Here is a 21,638-nt window from a genome sequence, read left to right on the forward strand (position 1 = left end):
TGCCGGCGAACAGGCGAAAGCGGACCATGGCGGCGGAAGTGGCTGGAAAATCACCGGAATCGGCTCAAAAGGGCGGCCTGGCGGCACGCCTGGCCCGGGAAATCACCGGTGACGTCCTGTTCGACCGCTTCAGCCGCGGCCGCTACGCCACCGACGCCTCGTTCTACCAGATCGTGCCGGCCGGCGTGGTCGTGCCCAAGACCGTGGACGAGGCCTTGCTGGCACTGGCGATCGCCCGCGACGAGGGCCGCAAGGTCACCCCGCGCGGCGGCGGCACCTCGCAATGCGGCCAGACCGTCAATGACGGGATCGTGGTCGATCTATCGAAACACCTGAACCGCATCCTCTCGCTCGACGTCGAAGGCCGCACCTGCGTGGTCGAGCCCGGCATCGTGCTCGACGATCTCAACCGCCAGCTCAAAAAACATGGCCTGTGGTTCCCGGTCGACGTCTCCACGGCCTCGCGCGCCACCATCGGCGGCATGGCCGGCAACAATTCCTGCGGCGGACGCAGCTTGCGCTACGGCACCATGCGCGACAACACGCTGTCGATGGAGGCCGCCCTCGCCGACGGCACGCTGAGCCGTTACGGCGAGGTCTCGCGCGATCTCTCCGATCTCGACGCCGGCAACAGCGCACGCGCCCTATTCCGCGACATGCTCGATCTCGGCACGCGCGAGGCCGACGAGATCGCCGCGCGCTTTCCAAAAGTGCAGCGCCGCGTCGGCGGCTACAATCTCGATGCGCTGGTGCCGCGCAATGCGCGCAACAACATGGCGCACCTCCTGGTCGGCTCCGAGGGCACGCTGGCCTTCACCACCAAAGTCGAGCTGAAGCTGTGGCCCGTGATCCGCAACAAGGCGCTGGGCGTTTGTCATTTCGGCAGCTTCTACGAGGCGATGGATGCGGCCCAGCATCTCGTCAAGCTGAAGCCGATCGCGGTCGAGCTGGTCGACCGCACCATGCTCGCGCTCGGCCGCGACATCACGATGTTCCGCCCCATTATCTCCACCGCGATCAAGGGCGATCCGGACGCCGTGCTGGTGGTCGAGTTCGCCGAGGAGAACCAGGCCGATAATCTCGTGCGCCTGAAACAGCTCGGTGAGCTCATGGGCGATCTCGGCTTCGGCTGGACCAACGACAAACGCAAATGGGGCGGCGTGGTCGAAATCACCGAGCCTGGATTGCAGAGCGGCATCGCCGATTTCCGCGCCGCCGGCCTCAACGTCATGATGTCGATGAAGCAGGAGGGCAAGCCGGTCTCCTTCGTCGAGGATTGCGCGGTGCCGCTGCCGCACCTCGCCGACTACACCGCACGGCTGAACGAGGTGTTTGCCAAACACGGCACCAGCGGCACGATGTATGCGCACGCCTCCGAGGGCTGCCTGCATGTGCGCCCGGTGCTGAATTTGAAGCTGGAGAAGGACGTCAAGGCGATGCGCGCCATCGCCGAAGAGGCCTTCGCGCTGGTGCGCGAGTACAAGGGCTCGCATTCCGGCGAGCATGGCGACGGCCTGGTGCGCTCCGAGTTTCACGAGACGATGTTCGGCGAACGCCTCGTTGCCGACTTCAGGGAGGTGAAGCAGCGCTTCGATCCCGATGGCGTGCTCAATCCCGGAAAGATCGTCGATGCACCGAAGATGGACGACCGCTCGCTGTTCCGCTTCAAGCCCGACTATCGCGTCGGCGAGCTGAAGACGAAGCTCGACTGGTCGGCTTATCCCGGCGCCGGCGGCGGCTTCCAGGGCGCGGTCGAGATGTGCAACAACAACGGCGCCTGCCGCAAGCTCGAGGGGGGCGTGATGTGCCCGTCCTATCGCGCCACGCGCAACGAGAAGGACGTCACCCGCGGCCGCGCCAACACGCTACGCCTTGCGATTTCGGGCCAGCTCGGCCCGGATGCTTTGTCCTCCGACGAGATGATGGATACGCTGAAACTCTGCGTCTCCTGCAAGGCCTGCCGCCACGAATGCCCGACCGGCGTCGACATGGCCAAGATGAAGATCGAGGTGCTGGCCGCGCGTGCCGCCTCGCACGGCCTGAGATTGCGCGACCGCCTGGTCGGTTATCTCCCGCGCTATGCCGGCCTCGCATCGCGGCTGGCGCCGCTGGCCAATTTGCGCAACCGCAGCCCGCTGCTCCGAAAGCTGTTCGAACGCTTTGCCGGCATCAGCGCGCGCCGCGCCCTGCCCGCCTTCCGCAGCGACGTTTTTGCGCCAGCGGCTGACGTGGTCGGGCCCGTCGATGGCCGTGAGGTCGTGCTGTTCGCCGACACCTTCAATCGCATCTATGAGCGCGAGAACCTCGATGCCGCCCTGCGCGTGCTCGCGGCCGGCGGTTATCGCGTGCATCTGCCGAAGGCGCTGAGCGGCAGCCGCCCGCTCTGCTGCGGCCGCACCTTCCTGTCCGCCGGCCTCGTCGATGAAGCCAGGGTCGAGCTCGATCGGCTGGTCGCTGCCTTTGCGCCCTTTGCCGCGCGCGGCGTGCCGATCGTCGGCCTCGAGCCGAGCTGCCTGTTGACGCTGCGCGACGAGCTCGCCTCGCTGCGCAAGGACAACGACGCCAAGGCGGTCGGCGCGCACGCGCTGACCTTCGAGGAATTTCTGGTGCGCGAGGCCGAGGCCGGCCGGCTGCAATTGCCCCTCGGCACCGTCGCTGAGAAGGCCGTCGTGCACGGCCATTGCCATCAAAAATCCTTCGGCGCCTTCAAGCCGGTCGAGCAGGTGCTGCGGCTCGTCCCGGGCCTTGCGGTCGAGACCATCGAGTCGAGCTGCTGCGGCATGGCCGGCGCGTTCGGCTATGGCGCGGACACCTATGATGCCTCGATCGAGATGGCCGAGCTGTCGCTGCTGCCCGCCGTGCGGCGCGCAGACCTGACGACGCTGGTCGTTGCCGACGGCACCTCCTGCCGCCACCAGATCCATGACGGCACCCAGCGCGAGGCGCTTCACGTCGCGCGCGTGCTGGCGATGAGCCTCGATCGTACCGAGACCAATTCCACCTCAACTGCTGCAAAGGAAACCAGCCATGGCTGACCTCACCCTCGACACCGCCCGCAAGATCCTCGACGCCGCCTTCGCGAAGGCCGGCGAACTCAAGCTGAAGCCGCTGGTCGTCACCATCCTCGACGCGCGCGGCGTGCTCAAGCTCGCGGCGGCGCAGGACGGCACCAGCCTGATGCGCGGCGAGATCGCCCACGGAAAGGCCTATGGCGCGCTCGCCATGGGCATGGGCTCGCGCGCCCTGTTCCAGCGCGCCCAGGAGCAGGCCTTTTTCATTGACGCCGTGAACACCATCGCCAAGGGCGCGCTGGTGCCGGTCCCCGGCGGCGTCCTGATCATGGACGGCGCGACGCTGCTCGGCGCTGTCGGCGTCTCCGGCGATACCTCGGACAATGACGAGGCCTGCGCGGTGGCGGGTATCCAGGCGGCGGGGCTGAAGCCCAACGCGGGGTGACATGCCGTAGGGTGCGTTAGCACTGTGGGCGCGCAAAGCGCGACCCGCAGGGCGTAACCCACCTCTTCTTTCTCTACGGCAGCAGAAGCGGTGGGTTACGCTACGCTAACCCACCCTGCGAGTTGTGTGCGCGGTTGCGCCCCCTCACCTTCCCGTCCAGACCGGCTTCCGCTTCTCGCTGAACGCCTTCAACCCTTCCTTGGCGTCCTCGGTCATTGCCAGCAGCGCGATCTGGCTTTCGGTGTAGGCGATGCTCTCGTCGAATGACATCGAGGCGATGGCGCGCATGGCGTATTTGCCGCGGCGGATCGCGGTCGGGGATTTGTCGACGATGCGGCCGATCAGCCAGTCGACCTTGGCATCGAGCTCGGCGGTGGGCACGACGTAGTTGAGCAGGCCCGCGGCTTGCGCCGCCTTCGCATCGAACGGCTCGCCGGTGAGCGCCCATTCGTTGACGAGGCGCGGCGGCGCGATAGTTTGGAGCAGGCTCAGCACCTGCATCGGGAACACGCCGACCTTCACCTCCGGCAGGCCGAAGACGACGTGATCGGCCGCGACCGCCATGTCGGTCATGCAGAGCAGGCCCATCCCGCCGGCCATGCAAACGCCGCCGACCCGCGCAATCGCCGGTTTGGTGGCGTTCTGTGACAAACGTAACAGATCGGCATAGTCGACATTTGGTTTGGAATGATCCATCGCGAAAGCCGCGCCGGAATTCTGCAGATCGGCGCCCGCGCAGAACGCCTTGTCGCCCGCGCCCGTCAGCACGATGACGCGGACGTCCTTGTCGTCATGTGCGTCGCGATAGCCTTTGGTGATGCCGGCGATGACCTCGCCGTTCAGCGCGTTGCGTTTCTCCGGCCGGTTGATGGTGATCCAGAACGCCTGCCCGCGCTTCTCTGTGATGATTGCTGTGGTGTCGGTCATGATACGCTCGCTTCCTTGCCATCCGTTTTGCAGCCATTTGCGGCAGGACGGGCGGCGCGCGCAAGGGCAATCTGCAACGCCGTGTCACCATAGCGTGTGCGCGCAAATTCGCTTGGCGATTGAATTGAGGGTGACGACCGCTATCCTGACCGGAGATTTTGATCACCGATGAGCCATTTCATGCGCGCCGCGATGATTTCATTGCTGACAGGCATGCTCGCGCTGAGCGCAGCGCCCGCAAGCCACGCGGCCGATGCCGCAAAACTGGCACTGGTTGATCGGCAATGCGAGATATCCCGACAACGAGTTCGTGCTGAACGAGGTCGCCAACGACGCCCAGGACGTCACCGAAGAATTGAAGCGCGACGGTTTCGTCGTCGACCGCCAGAACAATCTCACGGCCGACGCCATGCGGCAGGTGCTGGATCGCTTCTATGCCCGGATCGAACGCGGCGCGGTGGCGCTGATCTTCTTCGACGGTTTTGCCATCCAGTCCAACCGGCAGACCTATTTGCTTCCGGTCGACGCGCAGATCTGGACGGAGCCGGATGTGGCGCGCGACGGCTTCAGCCTTGATGCGATCCTCGCCGAGATGAGCACGCGCGGCGCCGCGATCAAGATCGCGCTGATCGACGCCTCGCGCCGCAACCCGTTCGAACGGCGCTTCCGCCGCTATTCGGCGGGCCTTGCGCCGGCGATCGCGCCGAGCAATTCGCTCGTGCTCTACTCCGCCGCGCTCGGTGCGGTCGCGGCCAGCGGCAAGACCGAGCATGGCCTGTTCGTCGCCGAACTGCTGCGCGAGATGCGCGCGCCGAACGTCAGCGCCGAGCAGGCCCTGACCAACACCAAGAATGGCGTGGTCGCCGCGACCAAGCGCGAGCAGGTGCCGTGGCTGTCGTCCTCGCTGACCACGGAATTCTCGTTCGCAGGTTCGGTGACGCGGCCGCCCGACAACAAGATCGGCGACCTGACCAAGCCGGAGCCCCCGAAACCCGAGCCGCAGAAACCGGTCTGCGAGGTGGCGCAGGCAGAGCCGCCGCCGAGCGCCGACGATCTCGCCAGGGATCCGATCATCGCCGATCTCAGCCGCAAGATCGCGGCGAATGCTAATGATGTCGCCTCGCGCTACAAGCGCGGCCAAGTCTACGCGATCAAGCGCGCCTACGCGCTCGCCATGCAGGATTTCGACGTCGTGATCCGTCGCAATCCTGGGGATGGCGAGGCGCTCAACAATCGCTGCTGGACGCGCGCGGCGACCGGCGATCTGCAGGGTGCGCTCGCCGACTGCAATCTGGCGCTCCAGGTCGATCCCGGATTGAGCGATGCGCTCGACAGCCGCGGGCTCGTCAACCTCAAGCTCGGCCGGACCACTGAGGCGATCAAGGACTACACCGACGCGATCCAGCGCAACCCGCGCTCGTCATCGTCGCTGTTCGGCCGCGGCATCGCCACCCGCAAGAACGGCGGCGACGGCGCCACCGATATCGCACAGGCAAAGTCCATGAACCCGAACATTGCAAAGGAGTTCGCGGGCTACGGCGTCACCGAGTGCAGCCCCTAAGCGGTCGCAGCCTTCCTGATCCAGACCTTGTTGTCGTGGAACGCGGCCCCGCCGATCGGCGCCACGGCTTCGGCTCCGGTCAGCATGTTGATGCCGCGACCGCCGATGTGGTTCTTGTTGGGATGAACGGACTCCGCGATCAGCACGCCGCGCCGCACGCCGTCGAACAGCGTCGCCACCAGCGTGGTCTCGCCGCGGGGGTTGCCGAGCGTCACCGCATCGCCATCGGCGATGTCGAGCGCGGCGGCATCCAGGGGATGGATCATCACGCTCGCCTTGCCCTCGCGCGCCTGCGAGGACGGCGTCTCGTTGAAGGTGGTGTTGAGGAAGCTGCGCGAGGGGCTGGTCGCGAGCCGGAACGGATGGGTCTGGTCCGTGTGCTCGATCACCGCCCAATGGTCCGGCAGATCAGGCATCTTGTCGAAATCGCCCATGGTCACACCGAACGGCGGATGCGCCCAATCGGCCCTGAAGTGGAATTTCCCGTCCGCATGGGCAAAGCCGTCGAGATAATGCGAGGTGCGGAAGTCCGGTTGCAGGTCGCGCCAGATGTCGGCTTCGAGGCCGCCGATGTCGCCGTGGTTGCTCAGCCTCAAGGTCGCGTCGATCAGTTCGCGCGGCGTCATCTCGAAACCCTGATGCCTGGCACCGAGCCGCGGCGCCAGGGCCTGCAACACCTCGTGGTTGGAGCGGCATTCGCCGGGCGGATCGATCAGCTTGGGACCGACCGAGATGTGCTGATGGCCGCCGCCGTAATAGAGGTCGTCGTGCTCCATGAACATGGTCGCCGGCAGCACGATGTCCGCCATTTGCGCCGTCTCGGTCATGAACTGCTCGTGCACCGCGACGAACAGGTCCTCGCGCGCAAAGCCCTGCCTGACCAGCGCCTGCTCCGGCGCCACCGTCATCGGATTGGTGTTCTGGATCAGCATCGCCTTGACCGGCCCCTTGCCGCGCAGGGCCTCGGCATCGCCGGTGAGGATGCGGCCGATCTTGGACTGGTCGAGCGCACGGATGCTCTGGTCGATGGCGTCGTGGCCCTCGATGATGGATTCGTTGAAATGCCACAGCGCGTAATTGTTGAAGAAGGCGCCGCCGCCCTCATACTGCCAGGCGCCGGTCACCGCGGGAATGCAATTTGCCGCGTGCATCTGCGTCGCGCCGTTGCGGCTGCGCGTAAAGCCGTAGCCAAAGCGGAAGAACGTGCGCTTGGTCTCGCCAACCGCTTTCGCGAACGCTTCGATCTCCGCCACCGGCACGCCGCAAATCGCGGACGCCCATTCCGGTGTGCGCGTCTCCAGATGCGCCTCGAGCTCGGCCGGGCAATCCGTGTATTTGTCCAGATAGGCGCGGTCGGCATAGCCGTCGCGGAACAGGACATGCATGACGCCGCAGGCAAAGGCGCCGTCGGTGCCGGGCCGCAGGATGATCTTGATATCAGCCTGCTTCATGGTCTCGTTGTCGTAGATGTCGACCGCAGCAATCTTCGCGCCGCGCTCCTTGCGCGCACGAGAGGCGTGCGTCATCACGTTGACCTGGGTGTTGACGGGATTGGTGCCCCAGATCACGACGAGGTCGGACAGCGCCATCTCGCGCGGATCGACGCCAGCGATCTTGCCGGTGCCGATCGCGAATCCGATGCGCGCGACATTGGCGCAGATGGTCTGATAGAAGCGCGAATATTTCTTCACATGCGTGAGGCGGTTGAGACCGTCGCGCATCACCAGACCCATCGTGCCGGCGTAATAATAGGGCCAGATCGATTCCGCACCGAACTCGCGCTCGGCGGCGTTGAAGCGCTCCGCGATCTCGTCCAGCGCCTCGTCCCAGGAGATGCGCGCGAATTGCCCGGAGCCCTTCGGCCCAACGCGGCGCATCGGAAACGTGACCCGCTCGGGGTGATGGATGCGCTCGGCGTAGCGGGCGACCTTGGCGCAGACGACACCGGCCGTGTAGGTCTGCTTTTTCGAACCGCGGACACGGCCGATGCTGCGGCCTTCGATCACCTCGACATCGAGGGCACAGGCCGAGGGACAATCATGCGGACAGGTCGAATGGCGGATTTCGATTTTGGCGTGCTGGTTCATGTCCCAGTTCGTAACACCAAAATACCAGCCAGCCGAGCGCATTTATCCGGCACGGCCCATGCGATTTCCTCAAAGCGCGCGCCGCGGGTTCCTGCTGCAAGCGCGAAGGCGGCGCGGTCACACCGAAAACCGCGCGATATTCCCTGATACAATTAGCTTTGTGAGCCGTCGACAGTCCGCATTCCCTGCCGCTACAGTGCCGGCCAACAAGAACGATATCAGGGAGGTGGGCATGATCGCCCGAAGATCCGTGCTGGCATTGGCGGCCGGTCTGCTTGCCGCATTCTCCGCAGCCCCCTCATTCGCGCAGGATTATCCCAGCCATTCGGTCCGTATCGTCGTGCCGTTCGGCGCGGGCGGGCCGGCCGACGTCGCCGCCCGGCTGATCGGCAACGTGCTCCAGGAGAGTTTTGGTCAGCCCTTCGTGGTCGAGAACCGCACCGGCGCCGGCGGCGTCATCGGCACCGTGGAAGCTGTGAAGTCGCCGGCCGACGGTTACACGCTGCTGATGATGTCCAACACCCAGACCGCGAATGAATCGCTGCTGACGGCGGACAAACGCAAATACGAGCTGATGCGCGACCTCGCGCCGATCACGCCGGTGAATTATTCCGATCTCGTCATCGTGGTGAACCCGCAGGTCCCGGCGAAGACGCTGGCCGAGTTCGTCGCGCTCGCCAAGGCGCAGCCGGGCAAGCTGAATTACGCCTCCTCGGGCCAGGGCACGCCCTACCACATGGCCGGCGAGCTGTTCAAAGCCATGGCCGGCATCGATGTCGTGCACGTTCCCTATCGCAACAGCGGCGAGGCGCGCAGCGGCGTGATCGGCGGACAAGTGCAGATGATGATCGACGCGGTGCCGGCGATGGCGGCGAACATCGGCGAAAATCAGGTCCGCGCGCTCGCCACGACCGGCAAGCAGCGTTCGACCGTGCTGCCGAATGTGCCGACGGCAGGCGAAGCCGGTGTAGCAGGCTACGAGGCGACCATCTGGCTCGGCCTGATGGCGCCGGCCGGCACGCCGAAGCCCGTGATCGACAAGCTCAATGCAGCCGTCAACGCAATGGTGAAGCGGCCCGACATCGTCAAGCTCTGGACAGAACAGGGCGCCGTGCCCATGTCGATGACGCCGGAACAGTTCGACAAGTTCCTGCGCGGCGACATCGAGAAATGGGCCGACGTCGTCAAGAAATTCGACAAGTCCTGAGGCCTTTAGAGCGAGCATGCCGACCATTCATTTCCGGCTCAACGGCGCAGCCACGGCCGTGGGTGCCGAGCCCAATCAGACGCTGCTCGATGTGCTGCGCGGCCGGCTCGGCCTCACCGGTGCGCATTTCGGCTGCGGCGCCAACGAGTGCGGTGCCTGTTACGTCATGGTCGACGGCCGCGCGATGGCCTCCTGCGACATGCCGTTGTGGTCGGTCGCGGACAAGGACGTCATCACGGTGGAAGGCCTCGGGACAGTGGAGCAGCCGCATCCGCTGCAACGCGCCTTCATCGCCGAACAGGCGATGCAGTGCGGCTACTGCGTATCCGGAATCCTCGTCAGCGCGGCGGCACTCTTGAAGCGCAAGCCGTCCCCGACGGAGGCAGAGGTCAGGGCCGCATTGGATCGCAATCTGTGCCGCTGCGGGTCGCACAACCGCATGGTCCGCGCCGTGTTGCGTGCGGCGGCAGAGATGGCGGCCTCATGAGCTCGCCCTCCCCTGCCCCGAAACTGCTGGTCAGCCTCGTTGCCAATCCGAAGCTGTCGTCCTGGGTGCGGTTCACCGATCACGGCCGTGTGGCAATCTCGCCCGGCAAGGTCGAGATCGGCCAGGGCATCGTCACGGCGCTGGCGCAGATCGCGGCAGACGAACTCGACGTCGAGATCGTCAGGATCGAGATGATCCGCGCCTCGACGGCGACCAGCCCGAATGAAGGTGTTACCTCGGGCAGTCTCTCGATCCAGCAGTCCGGCCGCGCGCTGCGCCAGGTCTGTGCCGAGGTCCGCCAGTGCTTCCTTCGCGCGGCATCGGAACGTCTCGGCGTCGATGTATCGCTGCTCGATATCGATGACGGCACCATCTCGGGTCCCGGCAATGTCAGGACCAGCTATTGGGAGTTGATGGACGAGGTCTCGCTCGACCACGACGCCACCGCAGGCCCGACAGCGAAGAGTGCCGCCGGGCGCACCGTCGCCGGACACTCGGTCCAGCGTGTCGACATTCCCGACAAGGTGTTCGCGCGGCCGCGTTTCATCCACGACCTTGCGCTGCCGGGACTGGTGCACGGACGGGTGCTGCGGCCGGATATCTCGGGCGCCAGATTGATCGCATTCAATGAGGAGGCTGCACGCGCCGTCCCCGGCCTCATTGCGATCGTCCGCGACGGCGGCTTTGCCGGCGTGGTTGCCGACAACGAGGCGGCGGCGGACGCCGCGCTCAAGGCCTTGCGCAAGGGCGCGACATGGTCGGCCGGCGAGCCGCTGCCCGATGAAGACGATCTGGCGGGCTTTTTGAAGAGCCAACCGGTCGAGACCACCGTCATCGACACTAAGGCGGCGGGGCCGGCGGACAAGCCCGCCCAAACGCTCCGCCGGCAATACACCCGCCCCTACATCGCCCACGCCTCGATCGCCCCGTCCTGCGCCATCGCACAATGGGGCGGCGATCGTGTCCATGTCTGGACGCACAGCCAGGGCGTCTATCTGCTGCGCGCCGATCTCGCGATCGTGCTTAAGCTGCCGGCCGAGAACATCGTCGTCGAGCACATCGAGGGCGCCGGCTGCTACGGACACAATGCGGCCGATGACGTCGCGCTGGATGCCGTGCTGCTCGCGAAGGCGGTCGGTGGCCGTCCGGTGCGCGTGCAGTGGTCACGCCACGACGAGATGTCCCACGCGCCCTTTGGGGCGGCGATGGCCATCGAGATCGAGGCCGATCTCGACGCAGGTAACGAGATCGCCGGCTGGCGCCATGCGATCTGGAGCAACGGTCATGCAGCAAGGCCGGGACGCGCGGCGCAGCCGGCGCTGCTCGCGGCAACCGAGATCGCAAATCCCTATCCCCGCATGATCTCGACAAACCCCCCAGCCGCCAATGGCGGCGGCGGTGACCGCAACTCCGTCCCGCTCTATGACTTCCCGGCCTGGACGATCACGAGCCACCGGCTGCTGACCATGCCGGTGCGCACCTCGGCGCTGCGGACGCTTGGCGGGCAAGGCAATGTGTTCGCCATCGAATCCCTGCTCGACGAGATCGCTGCCCTGCGCGGCGAAGATCCGATCGCGTTCCGCCTGCGGCATCTGCGTGACGAGCGGGCCAGGGACGTCATCCGCGCCGCGGCGCGACGTGCCGGATGGAAGCCGCAGAGGCGATCGGGCATCGGTCACGGCATCGGCTTTGCCCGCTACAAGAACACGGGCGCCTATTGCGCCGCGATTGCCGAGATCGAGGGCACCGACGACATCCGCGTCAAGCGGCTGACGCTTGCAGTCGACGTCGGCGAGGCCATCAATCCGGACGGCGTGATCAACCAGATCGAGGGCGGCGCGATCCAGGCCACGAGCTGGGTGCTGAAGGAGCGCGTCCGCTTCGACCGCACCGGCATCACCTCGACATCATGGACTGACTATCCGATCCTGACCTTCAGCGAGGTGCCGGCAGTCGACGTCGAGATCATCCTGCGGCCGGAAATCGAGCCAGTCGGCGCCGGCGAAGCCGCGCATGGCCCGGTGACGGCGGCGATCGCGAATGCAGTTTACGATTGCCTCGGCGCGCGCGTGCGCGACCTGCCGATCACGCGCGACAGGATCATTGCAGCGATGGAGCGTGCGCCTTGACGACAGTGAACGTTTTGAGCGGAGGCGCGGCACAAGGCCTGGTGCATGGCGTCACCGAGGCCTTCAAGGCGCAAACCGGCCTCGGTATCGATGGCGAGTTTGGCGCGGTCGGCGTGATGGCGGACAAGCTGCGCGCAAGCACGCCGGCCGATGTCGTGATCCTGACGCAGGCACTGCTTGCGAGGCTGGCCGAGGAGAAACTCGTCGTCCCCTCCTCGATTACGGATGTCGGCCGGGTCGAGACCGCGCTGGCGGTCCGGAGCCGCGATGCCAAAGTGACGGTGAAGACCGAGGCCGATCTGCGCGAGGTACTGCGCAGCGCCGATGCGATCTACGTCCCTGACACCAAGGCCTCGACCGCGGGACAGCATGTCGCCAAAGTGCTGGACCAGCTCGGCATCGCCTATGAGGTGGCATCGCGCCTCAAGATCTTTCCGAACGGCGCAACCGCGATGCGAGAGCTCGCGGCATCCACAGCGACGCGGCCGATCGGATGCACGCAGGCGACCGAGATCATCGCGACAGACGGCATTGCACTCTCAGGGGCGCTGCCGCCCGGCTGCGAACTCGTGACGATGTACACGGCCGGCGTGACCGCGAGGGCAGCGCATCCGAAAGAGGCGGCCGCGCTGATCGCGTTGCTGACCGGCGCAGATCGGAAGGACCTGCGCCGGCGCGCCGGCTTTACCGGCTAGAGCCGATGACGTCCTATTTGTGCAGCTGGGTGAGGCCTGTCGGTGGGCCGTCGACGGCGGTCCAGCCGCCATCGACGAACATCGTGCTGCCGCTGACATAGCTCGCGGCATCCGAAGCGAGATAAGCCACGGCAGTCGCGACCTCGTCGGCGCTGCTCCAGCGGTTGAACACGGTATGGCCGGCGTAGAGATTATAGATGTCAGGCCGCTGCTTGAACGGGCCGGTCAGCGCGGTTTCGGCGATGCTCGGCGCGATCGCGTTGACGCGCACGCCGGCATGGCCGACCTCGGAGGCAAAGCCCTTCACCAGCAGGCCGATCGCCGCCTTGGTCGAGCCGTAGACGCCGAGGCCCGGCTCGATGGTCACCGCGCGCACCGACGAGCAGGCGATGATGCTGCCGCCCTTCTGTGCGACCATGATGCGGCCGAAGGCCTGGAAGAACCACACCGTGCCCTTGACGTTGAGGTTGAGGACACGGTCGAGATCCTCCTCGGTGTAGTCGAGGATGGTCTTGCGGATGTTGAGACCGGGCGTCGTCACCGCGATGTCGAGCCGGGGAAATTTCTGCATCACGACTTTGGCCAGCGCGTTGACGTCCGCAGCGCTTGCGGCGTCACAGCTGGCTGCTTCGGCCCAGCCGCCGTTGTCGCGAATGCCGGCGGCGGTCGCCTCCGCGGCGTCAAGCGCGCGATCGGCGCAGACAACGCGGGCCCCGAGCCCAGCCAGCGCCTCGGCCGACGATTTGCCGATGCCCGATGCGGCGCCGAGCACCACGGCCGTCTTGCCGGTGAGATCAAAGAGCTTGCGATAGTCAGTCACTGATAGCTTCTCCTGTAGCTGCTAGCCCTTGTAGCCCATCAGCAGGCGGGGCAGCCACAGCGAGAATGCAGGGACGTAGGTCACGAACATCAATGCTGCGATCAGCGCGGCGTAGAACGGCAGGATGGTGCGCATCACCGCGCCCACCGAAATGCCGCCAATGGCGCAGCCCACGAACTGCGTGGTTCCGACCGGCGGGGTGTTCAGACCGAGCGCGCAATTGATCAGCATCAGCATGCCGAACTGCACCGGATCCATGCCCGCCTTCATCGCGATCGGCAGGAAGATCGGGGTGCAGATCAGGATGGTCGCAGCCATGTCCATGAAGGTGCCAAGCACGAACAGGATGATGTTGATGAGCAGGAAGATGACCCAGGGTTGCGAGGACACCTTGCTCATGAGATCGCCGGCGAAGTCGGCGACTTCGTAGAGTCCCATCAGGTATTGGAACATGGTGGAGACGCCGATCAGCAGCAGCACCACGCCCGTCGTCTTCACCGCCTTGGCTGCCGCGCGCAGGAAGTTCGGCAGGGTCATGGTGCGGTAGATGAAGAACGTCAGCAGGATCGTGTAGGTGACCGCGACGGCGGCGGACTCGGTGGCCGTGAAGACGCCGGAGAGAATGCCAGCGAGGATGATGCCGACGATGAGCAGGCCCGGCAGCGCGGCGGCAAAGCAGCGGAACACCTCGGACCAGCCCGGGAACTTGCCGGCGGGATAACCGCGCTTCACCGCGACCGCATAGGCGGCAACCAGCATGCAGATCATCAGCACCATCGCCGGCAAGAGGCCGGCAGCGATCAGCGCGCCGATCGAGACTTTGCCGCCGGCGGCGAGCGCATAGATGATCATGTTGTGGCTGGTCGGCATCAGCGCACCCACCAGCGAGGCGTGGGTGGTGACGTTGACGGCGTAATCGGTGTCGAACCCTTCCTTCTTCATCATCGGGATCATCACCGCGCCCATCGCCGAGACGTCGGCCACGGGCGATCCGGAGACGCCGCCGAACAGGGTGCAGGCGACCACGTTCGACATGCCGAGGCCGCCGCGGATGTGCCCGACGAGATTCTTGGCGAGCTGCACGATCTTGTCGGCAACGCCGCCATGCAGCATCAGCTCACCGCTGAAGACGAAGAACGGGATGGCCAGGAACGAGAAGATGTTCATCCCCGACATCATCTGCTGGAAGATGACGGCGACCGGCAGGCCTTCATAGAGGATGGTGCAGATTGCGGAGAGGCCGATCGCGAAGGCGACGGGGACACCGAGGATCAGGAAGCCAAAGAACGTGGCGCCGAGAATGATCAGTTCCATGAGGGGACGACCTCTTCGCCGCGCAGGAGAGCAATGATGTGTTCAATCGAGAAGGAGACGATCATGACGCCGGAAGCGATCAGCGGCACGTAGCGGATCACCTCAGGCAACCCGAGATTGGGGATATGCACGGTGCCTACCGACGCCCCGAGGATCCAGCCGTTGTAGACCATCGCAACACCGAAAATCGCTACCAGAACGTGGATCACGATCTCGATCTTCTCGCGCACAAGATCCGGAAGCATGACCAGCAGGCTGTCCATGCCGATGTGCCCGGCATCGCGCACGCCGACGGCGGCGCCGATCAGCGTGACGTAGAGGATCAGAACGAGTGCGAGGTTCTCGGTCCAGGTCGGGCTGGAGTTGAGCACGTAACGTCCGAACACCTGGTAGAATACGATGGTGACGATGACGAGCAGCCCGGTCACCGACAGATACATGCCCAGGCGAGCGATGGGGGCATTGATCCGCGACAGCAAGCCAGTCGACGGAGGTCCGGCGACCTCCTGCTCGTGGCTTGCGACGTGTGGGTCTGTCATCGGCGTCTCCTTGCCAGCATCGCCTTGCGAAGATCCGGCGTCGCCCCGCGGCGACACCGGCCCCGGCGCGATGGTCTTACTTGGTGTCCTGGATGCGCTTGACGAGGCCCTTCAGCTTCTCGTCACCGGCGAACTTGTCGTAGACCGGCTTCATCGCATCGACGAACTCCTGCTTTGTGGCGATCGTGACGACCTGAACGCCGGCCGCTTCGACGGTCTTGCGGGAAGCCTGCTCACGCTCGTCCCACAGCTTGCGCATGACCGGCACCGATTCCTTTGCCGCCTTGCGGACCATCGCCTGATCCTCCTTGCTCAGCGTGTCCCAGACCTTCTTGGACATCACGAGGACTTCGGGCGCCAGCGAGTGTTCGGTGACGTTGTAGAACTTGGCGGCCTCGAAATGGCGCGACGACTCGTAGGAGGGCCAGTTGTTCTCGGCGGCGTCCACAAGGCCGGTCTTGAGCGCGGTATAGACCTCGCCATACGGCATCGGCGTCGGGTTGGCGCCAAGGCTCTGGATCATGCCGACCCACAAATCGGACTGCTGGACGCGAATCTTCAGACCCTTCAGGTCCGCGAGCGACTTGACCGGCGCCTTCACGGTATAGATGGACCGGGCGCCGCTATCGTAATAGGCAAGGCCGACCAGGCCCGCCGGCTCCATCGCCGCCAGGATCTCGTCGCCGATCGGCCCGTCGAGGACGGTGCGCATGTGCTGCGTGTCGCGGAAGACGAACGGCAGGCACAATGCGATGGTTTCCGGCACGAAGTTGTTGAGCGGCGACGCGTTGATCCGCATCATGTCGAGCGCGCCGATCTTGAGTTGCTCGATGGTGTCCTTCTCCGAGCCCAGGGCTCCGTTGGGAAACACCTTGACGCCGAGCTTGCCGCCGCTCGCCGTCGCGAGCTGCTTGCCCATGAACTTGACGGCCTCGACGGTCGGATAATCTGCGGGATGGATGTCGGCGGAGCGGAAGTCGCGTGCGGTCGCCAGCGGCGCTGAGAGCACCAATGCAACGGCTGCGATGATACCGGTGAGTGTCTTCATCTAGGCTTCCTCCTGGGTTGATTATGTCGTTGTCGGCAGGCTGCAGGCCGCCTTGGGTCGCTCCCCTTCAGGTGTGAAGTCAAGCGCCAATGTCGTCCCTAGGGCGCGCGGCATTCCATGTCCAAGCCAAATCCGGCATTGATCGATGCAGCAGTTGCATCAATCAATCTGGCGCATTTCGCGTCGTTGTGGAAGCCGGCAGGACGGCTTGCGTCGCCGGCACGTGACTTGACGCGACCAAGAGAGGCCCCTCAAGATGTCCGAAACAGCGGACAATTTCGAAGGAATGCCCATGCCGCGGAAGCTGATCGATATCTCGGTGCCGCTCAGAAACGACGTGACGGCCGATCCGCCGGGCAACCATCCGACCATCCAATACATCGATCACCAGCAGGGCCTGCCGCGCATGCTGCAATTTTTCGAAGGCCTCAAGGCGCAGGATTTGCCCGATGGCCAGGGCTGGGCCGTCGAGCAGGTCTCGCTGTCGACCCATAACGGCACGCATCTCGATGCGCCCTGGCATTTCCATCCGACCATGAACCGCGGCGAGCGGTCATGGACGATCGACGAGGTGCCGCTGGAATGGTGTTTTCAGCCCGGCGTGAAGCTCGACTTCCGGCGTCTGTCCGACGGCTACGTGGCGAGTGCTGAGGACGTCGAGACGGAACTGAAGCGCATCGGGCACACGCTCTCGCCGCTGGAGATCGTGGTCGTCAACACCAGCGCCGGCGCCAAATTCGGCAAGGCCGACTACGTCAATTCCGGCTGCGGCATGGGCTATGAAGCCACCATGTATCTGCTCGAACGCGGCGTGCGGCTGACCGGCACCGACGGCTGGAGCTGGGACGCGCCGTTCCTCTACACCGCGAAGAAATATGCAGAAACAAAAGATGCCGGCCTGATCTGGGAAGGCCACAAGGCGGGACGGCACATCGGCTATTGCCATCTCGAGAAGCTGCACAATCTCGACCAGCTGCCCTCGACCGGCTTCACGGTCTCATGCTTTCCGGTGAAGATCGAACGCGCCTCGGCGGGCTGGACCCGCGCGGTTGCGATCATCGAGGATTAAGACGGCGCCACTACTCGCCGTCGAGGCCGCTCTCGGCGAGTTCGCGCAGCGCGTCCGTATCGAGCACGACGATGGCGCCGTGCTCGAGGCGAACCCAGTTGCGGCCGGCCCAGGCGCGCAATTGCTTGTTGATGCTCTCGCGCGTCATCCCCACCATCTCGCTGATCTCCTGCTGCGTGATGGCGAGCGTGCCGCTGCCGGAGTCGAATTTGCGCTCCTCGGTGAGACCGAGCAGTGCGCTCGCCAACCGGCCCGGCAGATTCTGCAGGATGACCTGTTCGACCTGCTGGCTGGTCCAGCGCAGACGGGCGCAGAGCAGCTCGATGAATTTCATCGCCAGCGCCGGCTGGCTCTTCACGAACGGGAGGAAGTCCCGGCGATCGATGATGTAGAGCTCGCAATTGGTGTTGGCGGTCGCATCGGCCGACCGGGGAGCGCCGTCGAGCACCGCGATCTCGCCAAAGATTTCTCCGGGACCGATCAGATTGAGAATGGCGTTCCGTCCGTCGGGCGACGAGGAGGAAATCTTCACTGTCCCCGTGATCACCGCGAACAGATTGTTGCCGGGATCGCCCTTGGCAGCGATCGTCGCGCCGCGCTTGACGCTGGTGTGCTTGGCGTAGCGGCAAAGCTGATCGAGCGCTTCCGGCTCCAGATCCGCGAAGATCGGGTGCTTGCGCAGGACCGATAGTTTGTTGCCCGCCGACTGTCGGGGGTCGCCGGTCTTGTCCTGAGGCACGCCGCGGGGCTCCTAAGACTGCGAGGCACTGAGGTTCCTGCGTAGTCAACGTTATCAGGCTTTTCAACCGGAAAGCACCCGCGCGTTTTGTGGCAAATGCCGCGAAAAGGCCGCGTTCGAGCCGAAAGCCTGCATCCGAAGGCTGCGCCGATGCGGTCCGGTCGATGCAGAGTTGCAGGCAGCGCAAGCCCGCTTGCGTTGAGGCGCTGGCGACGGCCACGCCGGCCGAGCGTCGGCTGTTGGCGCGTCTGAGCAAATCAAGACCTCAGGAGGTCAGCGCTTGGTAGCCGGACCGAGCCGGCCTGCACTGGTTTGCCGGTCTGCCCAGGCCAGAGCTGCGGCGAATGCGACGAAGATCACGACGACGACAATGGTCACCAGCAACGCGTCAGCAGGCATTATCCCCTCCCGATAGTCTGGGGCATTATTTTGCTGCAGCAGGCCGGCGTCATTGATCGAGATCAAAAACGTCGGAACGTTGCGGACGGGCTATCAGGCTGCGGCCAGCGCCTCGGCACGGGCAGGATCGAGCAGGCTGATGCCGCCGTGAATGATCTCGATCACGCCGTGACGCTCCAGCTTGGTGAAGGTGCGACTGACGGTTTCGATGGTCAGGCCGAGATAGTCGGCGATGTCCTGACGGCTCATCGGAAGCGGGACCGTGTCGGACAGCCCCTTGAGCGCGACCTGCCGTTCCCGCCAGCCGAGCAGGAAGGTCGCGACCTTCTCGTCGGCGGACCGGCGGCCGAGCAGGACCATATGGTCGCGTGCCTGGCTCAATTCGCGGATGGCCAGCTCGTTGATCCGCCTGAGCAGAAGCGGCCGGTCTTCGATGAAACGGCCGAAGGGCGCCTTGGCGAACTGGCACACGGTTACCGCGCCGATCGCATCGGCCGAAAAATTGTGCCGGCCGGAGATGTTCATCCCCAGGAAATCGCCGGGCAAGGCAAAACCGACGATCTGCCGCCGGCCGTCGGGCAGCAGCTTGTACAGCCGCATGACGCCTTCGAGGAGATTGTAGAACGAGGTCGTCATGTCCTCCTCGGAGAACACGGTCTCGCCGGAGTCAAAATGAACGCGGCGTCCGAGATGCTCGAATTCCCTGAGTTCGGCCGCGTCCAGCGACGAACAAACCGCCGCGCCGCGTACGGCGCAATCGCTGCAAAAATGCCCGTTCGGCTCAATCGTGACCACGGAAGGCTTCATCCACCGCTCCCCGCGCCGGCTGCTCCCGACACCTGGCCGAGTCCACCGCGCGGGTGCATTTTACTGCACTGCGCCAGAGCCAATTGACAGAGATCAAATCTGAGTGGCATCCCCGTCATATTCTGCTTGCAGAGTTCGACGGGAATCACTGTCCATGCTGCAAGCCGCCCTGCGTCACGGCCTGATTGGGCTGCTTCTGCTTACGCCTGCTCTGGCGGCCCCGACCGCCGAACAACGCGGCAAGGGCTTCGCACGGGCCAATTGCGCACGCTGTCACGCGATCGACCGCATCTCCCGCAGCCCGCTCGAGGGCGCGCCTCCGCTGCGCACGCTGCACCAGCGTTATCCGATCGAGACCCTTGGTGAGGCGCTGGCCGAAGGGATCTACACCGGTCACGACGACATGCCGGCCTTCGAGCTCAGTCCGGACCAGATCCACGATCTCCTGTCCTACCTGAAGACGCTGGAATAGACGGCGTCACACTGCCTGCACGCTCCACCCGATCAGCTCCTTGGCGATGCTGGCAAAGGCTGCATCGAAGGCGGCGACTGCAGCGGCCGGCTCGACCTTGTCGAGCTTTTCGCTGGTCTCGACCAGGCGGGATGCCACCGCCTTGCCGTTCTTGTCGACGATCCGCGCCGACAGTTCGATCTCCACCCGTGTCTCGCCCTCCGTGGCGATCCGAAAGCGCCTGACGTCGATCAGGAGCTGGTAATCCGCCTGACCGAGGTCGCTCGTGCGTAGCGGGGCGTGGGCGATGTCGTAATTCTCAAAACTGTCGATCAGGCGTGCCTGCACCAATTTCGGAATGCTGTCGGCCCAGAGAAAGTCGGCAAAGCCCGGCCTGTCCCCGACGGGCGCGAACAGCATGCGCTGGGTCTGCAGCATTGCGACCGCGGTCGGCTCGGGAATGGCCAGGGAGGCGGAGAGCGTCTTGCCGGCCGGCCCGAGATTCTTCGGCGTGCGCAGGTCGTAGGTGATTTTTTGCGCGGGCGTCCCGCCGCCGGTCATCTTCTCCAGGCCCGCAATGATGCCGTCGAGCTTGCCGGTGTTGCGCGCCAGGCCGTCGGAGAACGTCTTGAAATTCGCGATGGTGTCCTTCAGCGGGCCGGAATTGTCCTGAAGCACCGTGTCGACCCGCCGCAGCGCATCGCGCGCCGCTTGCGTCATGCTCTGGCCGGCACCGGCCTCCGCGATCAAGGTCACGGGCTCGCCTGCTTTGGCGACGATCGCGCCACCCTCCAACGTCACCACCGGCACGCCGGTGAGGCCCTGGAATTCGAGGCCGACCCTGGTGTCGGAACGCACCGGCGTGGCGGTCGCAACCGAGATCGTCGCATTGACGAAGCGCGGGTTATCAGGCGCGAGCCCGAGCTGGGTCACCTCACCGACACGGATGCCGTTGAACAGCACGCCGGCGCCGACCAGCAGGCCCGGGACCGGCCCCTGGAATTGCACGTGGTAGTTCGTGCGCGGCCCGATGCCGCCGGTGTTGTTCAGCCAATAGACGAAGCCGAACACCGCGAGGATCGCGGCCAGCACGAAACTGCCGATCAGCACGTAGGGAGCGCGGGTTTCCATGTCTCATCTCATCTCGTGTTGCAGCATCTGCGAGCGCTTGCCGTGGAAATAGGCGCGCACCCAGGGATGCTCGGATTGCAGCAATTCGCGCATCGGGCCGATCGCCACGATCTTGCCGTCGGCGAGCGCGGCGACGCGGTCGCAGACCGTGGTCAGGCTGGCAAGGTCGTGGGTCACCATGAACACGGTCAGCCCCAGCGTCTTCTGCAGCGTCGTGATCAGCGCGTCGAAATCGCCGGCGGCGATCGGATCGAGGCCGGAGGTCGGCTCGTCCAGGAACAGGATCGGCGGATCGAGCGCGAGCGCGCGCGCCAGCGCCACGCGCTTGGTCATGCCGCCCGACAGCTCCGCCGGATATTTGCCCGCGTCCTGGGCGCGCAAGCCGACCATCTCGAGCTTGGCGATCGCGATCTCGTCCATCAGCTCCTGCGACAGGACGAGATTTTCGCGTAAGGGAAACTGGACGTTCTGGCGGACCGTCAGCGAGGAGAACAGCGCGCCCTGCTGGAACAGGATGCCCCATGTCGTGGCTGCGCCGCGGCCGTGGCCGCCGGTGGGCTGTCCCATGACCTCGATGGTCCCGCCCTGGCGCGGGATGAGGCCGATGATGGTGCGCATCAGCACCGACTTGCCGCCGCCGGACGCCCCCACCAGCCCGAGGATCTCGCCCCGGCGAACGTCGAGCGACAAATGGTCGAGCACGGTCTGGCGGCCGAATCCGACCACGAGGTCACGGACGCGGATCGCGAACTCGTCCTGCGATACGTCCATC

20 protein-coding genes are annotated in these 21,638 nt (G+C 65.2%); 9 read left to right on the forward strand and 11 right to left on the reverse strand.

Going from position 1 to position 21,638, the window contains the following annotated elements:
* Positions 1 to 26: 26 nt before the first annotated feature.
* Both RAD04_RS22235 and RAD04_RS22240 read left to right on the forward strand, forming a co-directional pair.
* A complete protein-coding gene (locus RAD04_RS22235; RefSeq protein ID WP_461625467.1) occupies positions 27 to 3,035 on the forward strand; it encodes an FAD-binding and (Fe-S)-binding domain-containing protein in 3,009 nt (1,002 codons plus the stop codon).
* Positions 3,028 to 3,456 (forward strand): GlcG/HbpS family heme-binding protein, encoded by a 429-nt coding sequence (locus RAD04_RS22240; RefSeq protein ID WP_018319272.1) that lies wholly within the window; start codon positions 3,028 to 3,030, stop codon positions 3,454 to 3,456. The genes RAD04_RS22235 and RAD04_RS22240 overlap by 8 nt, the downstream gene beginning before the upstream one ends.
* Positions 3,457 to 3,600: 144 nt before the next feature.
* On the opposite strand, the gene RAD04_RS22245 is transcribed toward RAD04_RS22240, so the two are convergent.
* Positions 3,601 to 4,383: an enoyl-CoA hydratase/isomerase family protein gene (locus RAD04_RS22245; RefSeq protein WP_461620727.1), complete on the reverse strand. Its 783-nt coding sequence runs from the start codon at positions 4,381 to 4,383 to the stop codon at positions 3,601 to 3,603.
* Between the two features lie 253 nt (positions 4,384 to 4,636).
* Between RAD04_RS22245 and RAD04_RS22250 the strand changes: the two genes are divergently transcribed.
* Positions 4,637 to 5,944, forward strand: a complete 1,308-nt coding sequence (locus tag RAD04_RS22250; protein ID WP_461625468.1) for a caspase family protein — start codon at positions 4,637 to 4,639, stop codon at positions 5,942 to 5,944.
* Here RAD04_RS22250 and RAD04_RS22255 read toward each other — a convergent pair.
* On the reverse strand, positions 5,941 to 8,031 hold the full coding sequence (locus RAD04_RS22255) for a molybdopterin oxidoreductase family protein (protein WP_461625469.1): 2,091 nt from the start codon (positions 8,029 to 8,031) through the stop codon (positions 5,941 to 5,943). The two genes, RAD04_RS22250 and RAD04_RS22255, sit on opposite strands and share 4 nt — an antisense overlap.
* Before the next feature lie 232 nt (positions 8,032 to 8,263).
* Here RAD04_RS22255 and RAD04_RS22260 point away from each other — a divergent pair, with 232 nt between their 5' ends.
* Genes RAD04_RS22260 through RAD04_RS22275 form a run of 4 tightly spaced genes read left to right on the forward strand, consistent with a single transcriptional unit; the run spans position 8,264 to position 12,549 of the window.
* Positions 8,264 to 9,238, forward strand: coding sequence for a tripartite tricarboxylate transporter substrate binding protein (locus RAD04_RS22260; RefSeq protein ID WP_461625470.1), 975 nt, complete (start codon positions 8,264 to 8,266; stop codon positions 9,236 to 9,238).
* Positions 9,239 to 9,254: 16 nt separating this feature from the next.
* Positions 9,255 to 9,725: a (2Fe-2S)-binding protein gene (locus RAD04_RS22265; RefSeq protein ID WP_461625471.1), complete on the forward strand. Its 471-nt coding sequence runs from the start codon at positions 9,255 to 9,257 to the stop codon at positions 9,723 to 9,725.
* Positions 9,722 to 11,854 carry a xanthine dehydrogenase family protein molybdopterin-binding subunit gene (locus tag RAD04_RS22270; protein WP_461625472.1) on the forward strand — a complete coding sequence of 711 codons (2,133 nt, stop codon included), beginning with the start codon at positions 9,722 to 9,724 and terminating at the stop codon, positions 11,852 to 11,854. Before RAD04_RS22265 ends, RAD04_RS22270 begins: the two co-directional genes overlap by 4 nt.
* A complete protein-coding gene (locus RAD04_RS22275; RefSeq protein WP_461625473.1) occupies positions 11,851 to 12,549 on the forward strand; it encodes a molybdate ABC transporter substrate-binding protein in 699 nt (232 codons plus the stop codon). Before RAD04_RS22270 ends, RAD04_RS22275 begins: the two co-directional genes overlap by 4 nt.
* A 13-nt stretch (positions 12,550 to 12,562) precedes the next feature.
* Here the strand turns inward: RAD04_RS22275 and RAD04_RS22280 are convergent, their stop codons facing one another.
* The 4 genes from RAD04_RS22280 to RAD04_RS22295 all read right to left on the reverse strand — a co-directional run bounded on the left by RAD04_RS22280 (position 12,563) and on the right by RAD04_RS22295 (position 16,270).
* Entirely contained in the window at positions 12,563 to 13,369 is an 807-nt protein-coding gene (locus tag RAD04_RS22280) for an SDR family NAD(P)-dependent oxidoreductase (RefSeq protein ID WP_461625474.1), read from the reverse strand.
* Between the two features lie 21 nt (positions 13,370 to 13,390).
* Positions 13,391 to 14,683: a TRAP transporter large permease gene (locus RAD04_RS22285; RefSeq protein ID WP_461625475.1), complete on the reverse strand. Its 1,293-nt coding sequence runs from the start codon at positions 14,681 to 14,683 to the stop codon at positions 13,391 to 13,393.
* Complete coding sequence (locus RAD04_RS22290; protein WP_461625476.1) at positions 14,674 to 15,222, reverse strand: TRAP transporter small permease; 549 nt, start codon at positions 15,220 to 15,222, stop codon at positions 14,674 to 14,676. Before RAD04_RS22290 ends, RAD04_RS22285 begins: the two co-directional genes overlap by 10 nt.
* Positions 15,223 to 15,298: 76 nt before the next feature.
* Complete coding sequence (locus tag RAD04_RS22295; protein ID WP_461625477.1) at positions 15,299 to 16,270, reverse strand: TRAP transporter substrate-binding protein; 972 nt, start codon at positions 16,268 to 16,270, stop codon at positions 15,299 to 15,301.
* A gap of 292 nt (positions 16,271 to 16,562) precedes the next feature.
* On the opposite strand from RAD04_RS22295, the gene RAD04_RS22300 reads away from it, so the two are divergent.
* On the forward strand, positions 16,563 to 17,339 hold the full coding sequence (locus RAD04_RS22300; RefSeq protein WP_461625478.1) for a cyclase family protein: 777 nt from the start codon (positions 16,563 to 16,565) through the stop codon (positions 17,337 to 17,339).
* Between the two features lie 10 nt (positions 17,340 to 17,349).
* Here the strand turns inward: RAD04_RS22300 and RAD04_RS22305 are convergent, their stop codons facing one another.
* The 3 genes from RAD04_RS22305 to RAD04_RS22315 form a co-directional block, all read right to left on the reverse strand.
* The gene (locus RAD04_RS22305) at positions 17,350 to 18,078 is read right to left on the reverse strand and encodes a Crp/Fnr family transcriptional regulator (RefSeq protein ID WP_461625479.1); all 729 of its coding nucleotides are present in this window, start codon (positions 18,076 to 18,078) and stop codon (positions 17,350 to 17,352) included.
* A gap of 273 nt (positions 18,079 to 18,351) precedes the next feature.
* Positions 18,352 to 18,477: a hypothetical protein gene (locus RAD04_RS22310; protein ID WP_461625480.1), complete on the reverse strand. Its 126-nt coding sequence runs from the start codon at positions 18,475 to 18,477 to the stop codon at positions 18,352 to 18,354.
* A gap of 93 nt (positions 18,478 to 18,570) precedes the next feature.
* Positions 18,571 to 19,284 (reverse strand): helix-turn-helix domain-containing protein, encoded by a 714-nt coding sequence (locus RAD04_RS22315; RefSeq protein WP_461625481.1) that lies wholly within the window; start codon positions 19,282 to 19,284, stop codon positions 18,571 to 18,573.
* Positions 19,285 to 19,438: 154 nt separating this feature from the next.
* Between RAD04_RS22315 and RAD04_RS22320 the strand changes: the two genes are divergently transcribed.
* Entirely contained in the window at positions 19,439 to 19,756 is a 318-nt protein-coding gene (locus tag RAD04_RS22320; protein WP_461625482.1) for a c-type cytochrome, read from the forward strand.
* Between the two features lie 6 nt (positions 19,757 to 19,762).
* Here the strand turns inward: RAD04_RS22320 and RAD04_RS22325 are convergent, their stop codons facing one another.
* Both RAD04_RS22325 and RAD04_RS22330 read right to left on the reverse strand, forming a co-directional pair.
* A complete protein-coding gene (locus RAD04_RS22325; protein WP_461625483.1) occupies positions 19,763 to 20,866 on the reverse strand; it encodes an ABC-type transport auxiliary lipoprotein family protein in 1,104 nt (367 codons plus the stop codon).
* 3 nt (positions 20,867 to 20,869) lie between these two features.
* Positions 20,870 to 21,637, reverse strand: a complete 768-nt coding sequence (locus RAD04_RS22330; protein ID WP_461625484.1) for an ABC transporter ATP-binding protein — start codon at positions 21,635 to 21,637, stop codon at positions 20,870 to 20,872.
* Between the last annotated feature and the right edge of the window lies 1 nt (position 21,638).

This window comes from Bradyrhizobium sp. 25ACV (assembly GCF_054863005.1).

Excerpts from the sequence above, each read along its gene's own strand:
- RAD04_RS22235 (WP_461625467.1), top strand. The coding sequence starts at position 27 with ATGGCGGCGGAAGTGGCTGGAAAATCACCGGAATCGGCTCAAAAGGGC.
- RAD04_RS22240 (WP_018319272.1), top strand. The coding sequence starts at position 3,028 with ATGGCTGACCTCACCCTCGACACCGCCCGCAAGATCCTCGACGCCGCC.
- RAD04_RS22245 (WP_461620727.1), bottom strand. The coding sequence starts at position 4,383 with ATGACCGACACCACAGCAATCATCACAGAGAAGCGCGGGCAGGCGTTC.
- RAD04_RS22250 (WP_461625468.1), top strand. The coding sequence starts at position 4,637 with ATGCCGCAAAACTGGCACTGGTTGATCGGCAATGCGAGATATCCCGAC.
- RAD04_RS22255 (WP_461625469.1), bottom strand. The coding sequence starts at position 8,031 with ATGAACCAGCACGCCAAAATCGAAATCCGCCATTCGACCTGTCCGCAT.
- RAD04_RS22260 (WP_461625470.1), top strand. The coding sequence starts at position 8,264 with ATGATCGCCCGAAGATCCGTGCTGGCATTGGCGGCCGGTCTGCTTGCC.
- RAD04_RS22265 (WP_461625471.1), top strand. The coding sequence starts at position 9,255 with ATGCCGACCATTCATTTCCGGCTCAACGGCGCAGCCACGGCCGTGGGT.
- RAD04_RS22270 (WP_461625472.1), top strand. The coding sequence starts at position 9,722 with ATGAGCTCGCCCTCCCCTGCCCCGAAACTGCTGGTCAGCCTCGTTGCC.
- RAD04_RS22285 (WP_461625475.1), bottom strand. The coding sequence starts at position 14,683 with ATGGAACTGATCATTCTCGGCGCCACGTTCTTTGGCTTCCTGATCCTC.
- RAD04_RS22290 (WP_461625476.1), bottom strand. The coding sequence starts at position 15,222 with ATGACAGACCCACACGTCGCAAGCCACGAGCAGGAGGTCGCCGGACCT.
- RAD04_RS22295 (WP_461625477.1), bottom strand. The coding sequence starts at position 16,270 with ATGAAGACACTCACCGGTATCATCGCAGCCGTTGCATTGGTGCTCTCA.
- RAD04_RS22300 (WP_461625478.1), top strand. The coding sequence starts at position 16,563 with ATGCCGCGGAAGCTGATCGATATCTCGGTGCCGCTCAGAAACGACGTG.
- RAD04_RS22310 (WP_461625480.1), bottom strand. The coding sequence starts at position 18,477 with ATGCCTGCTGACGCGTTGCTGGTGACCATTGTCGTCGTCGTGATCTTC.
- RAD04_RS22315 (WP_461625481.1), bottom strand. The coding sequence starts at position 19,284 with ATGAAGCCTTCCGTGGTCACGATTGAGCCGAACGGGCATTTTTGCAGC.
- RAD04_RS22320 (WP_461625482.1), top strand. The coding sequence starts at position 19,439 with ATGCTGCAAGCCGCCCTGCGTCACGGCCTGATTGGGCTGCTTCTGCTT.
- RAD04_RS22325 (WP_461625483.1), bottom strand. The coding sequence starts at position 20,866 with ATGGAAACCCGCGCTCCCTACGTGCTGATCGGCAGTTTCGTGCTGGCC.
- RAD04_RS22330 (WP_461625484.1), bottom strand. The coding sequence starts at position 21,637 with ATGGACGTATCGCAGGACGAGTTCGCGATCCGCGTCCGTGACCTCGTG.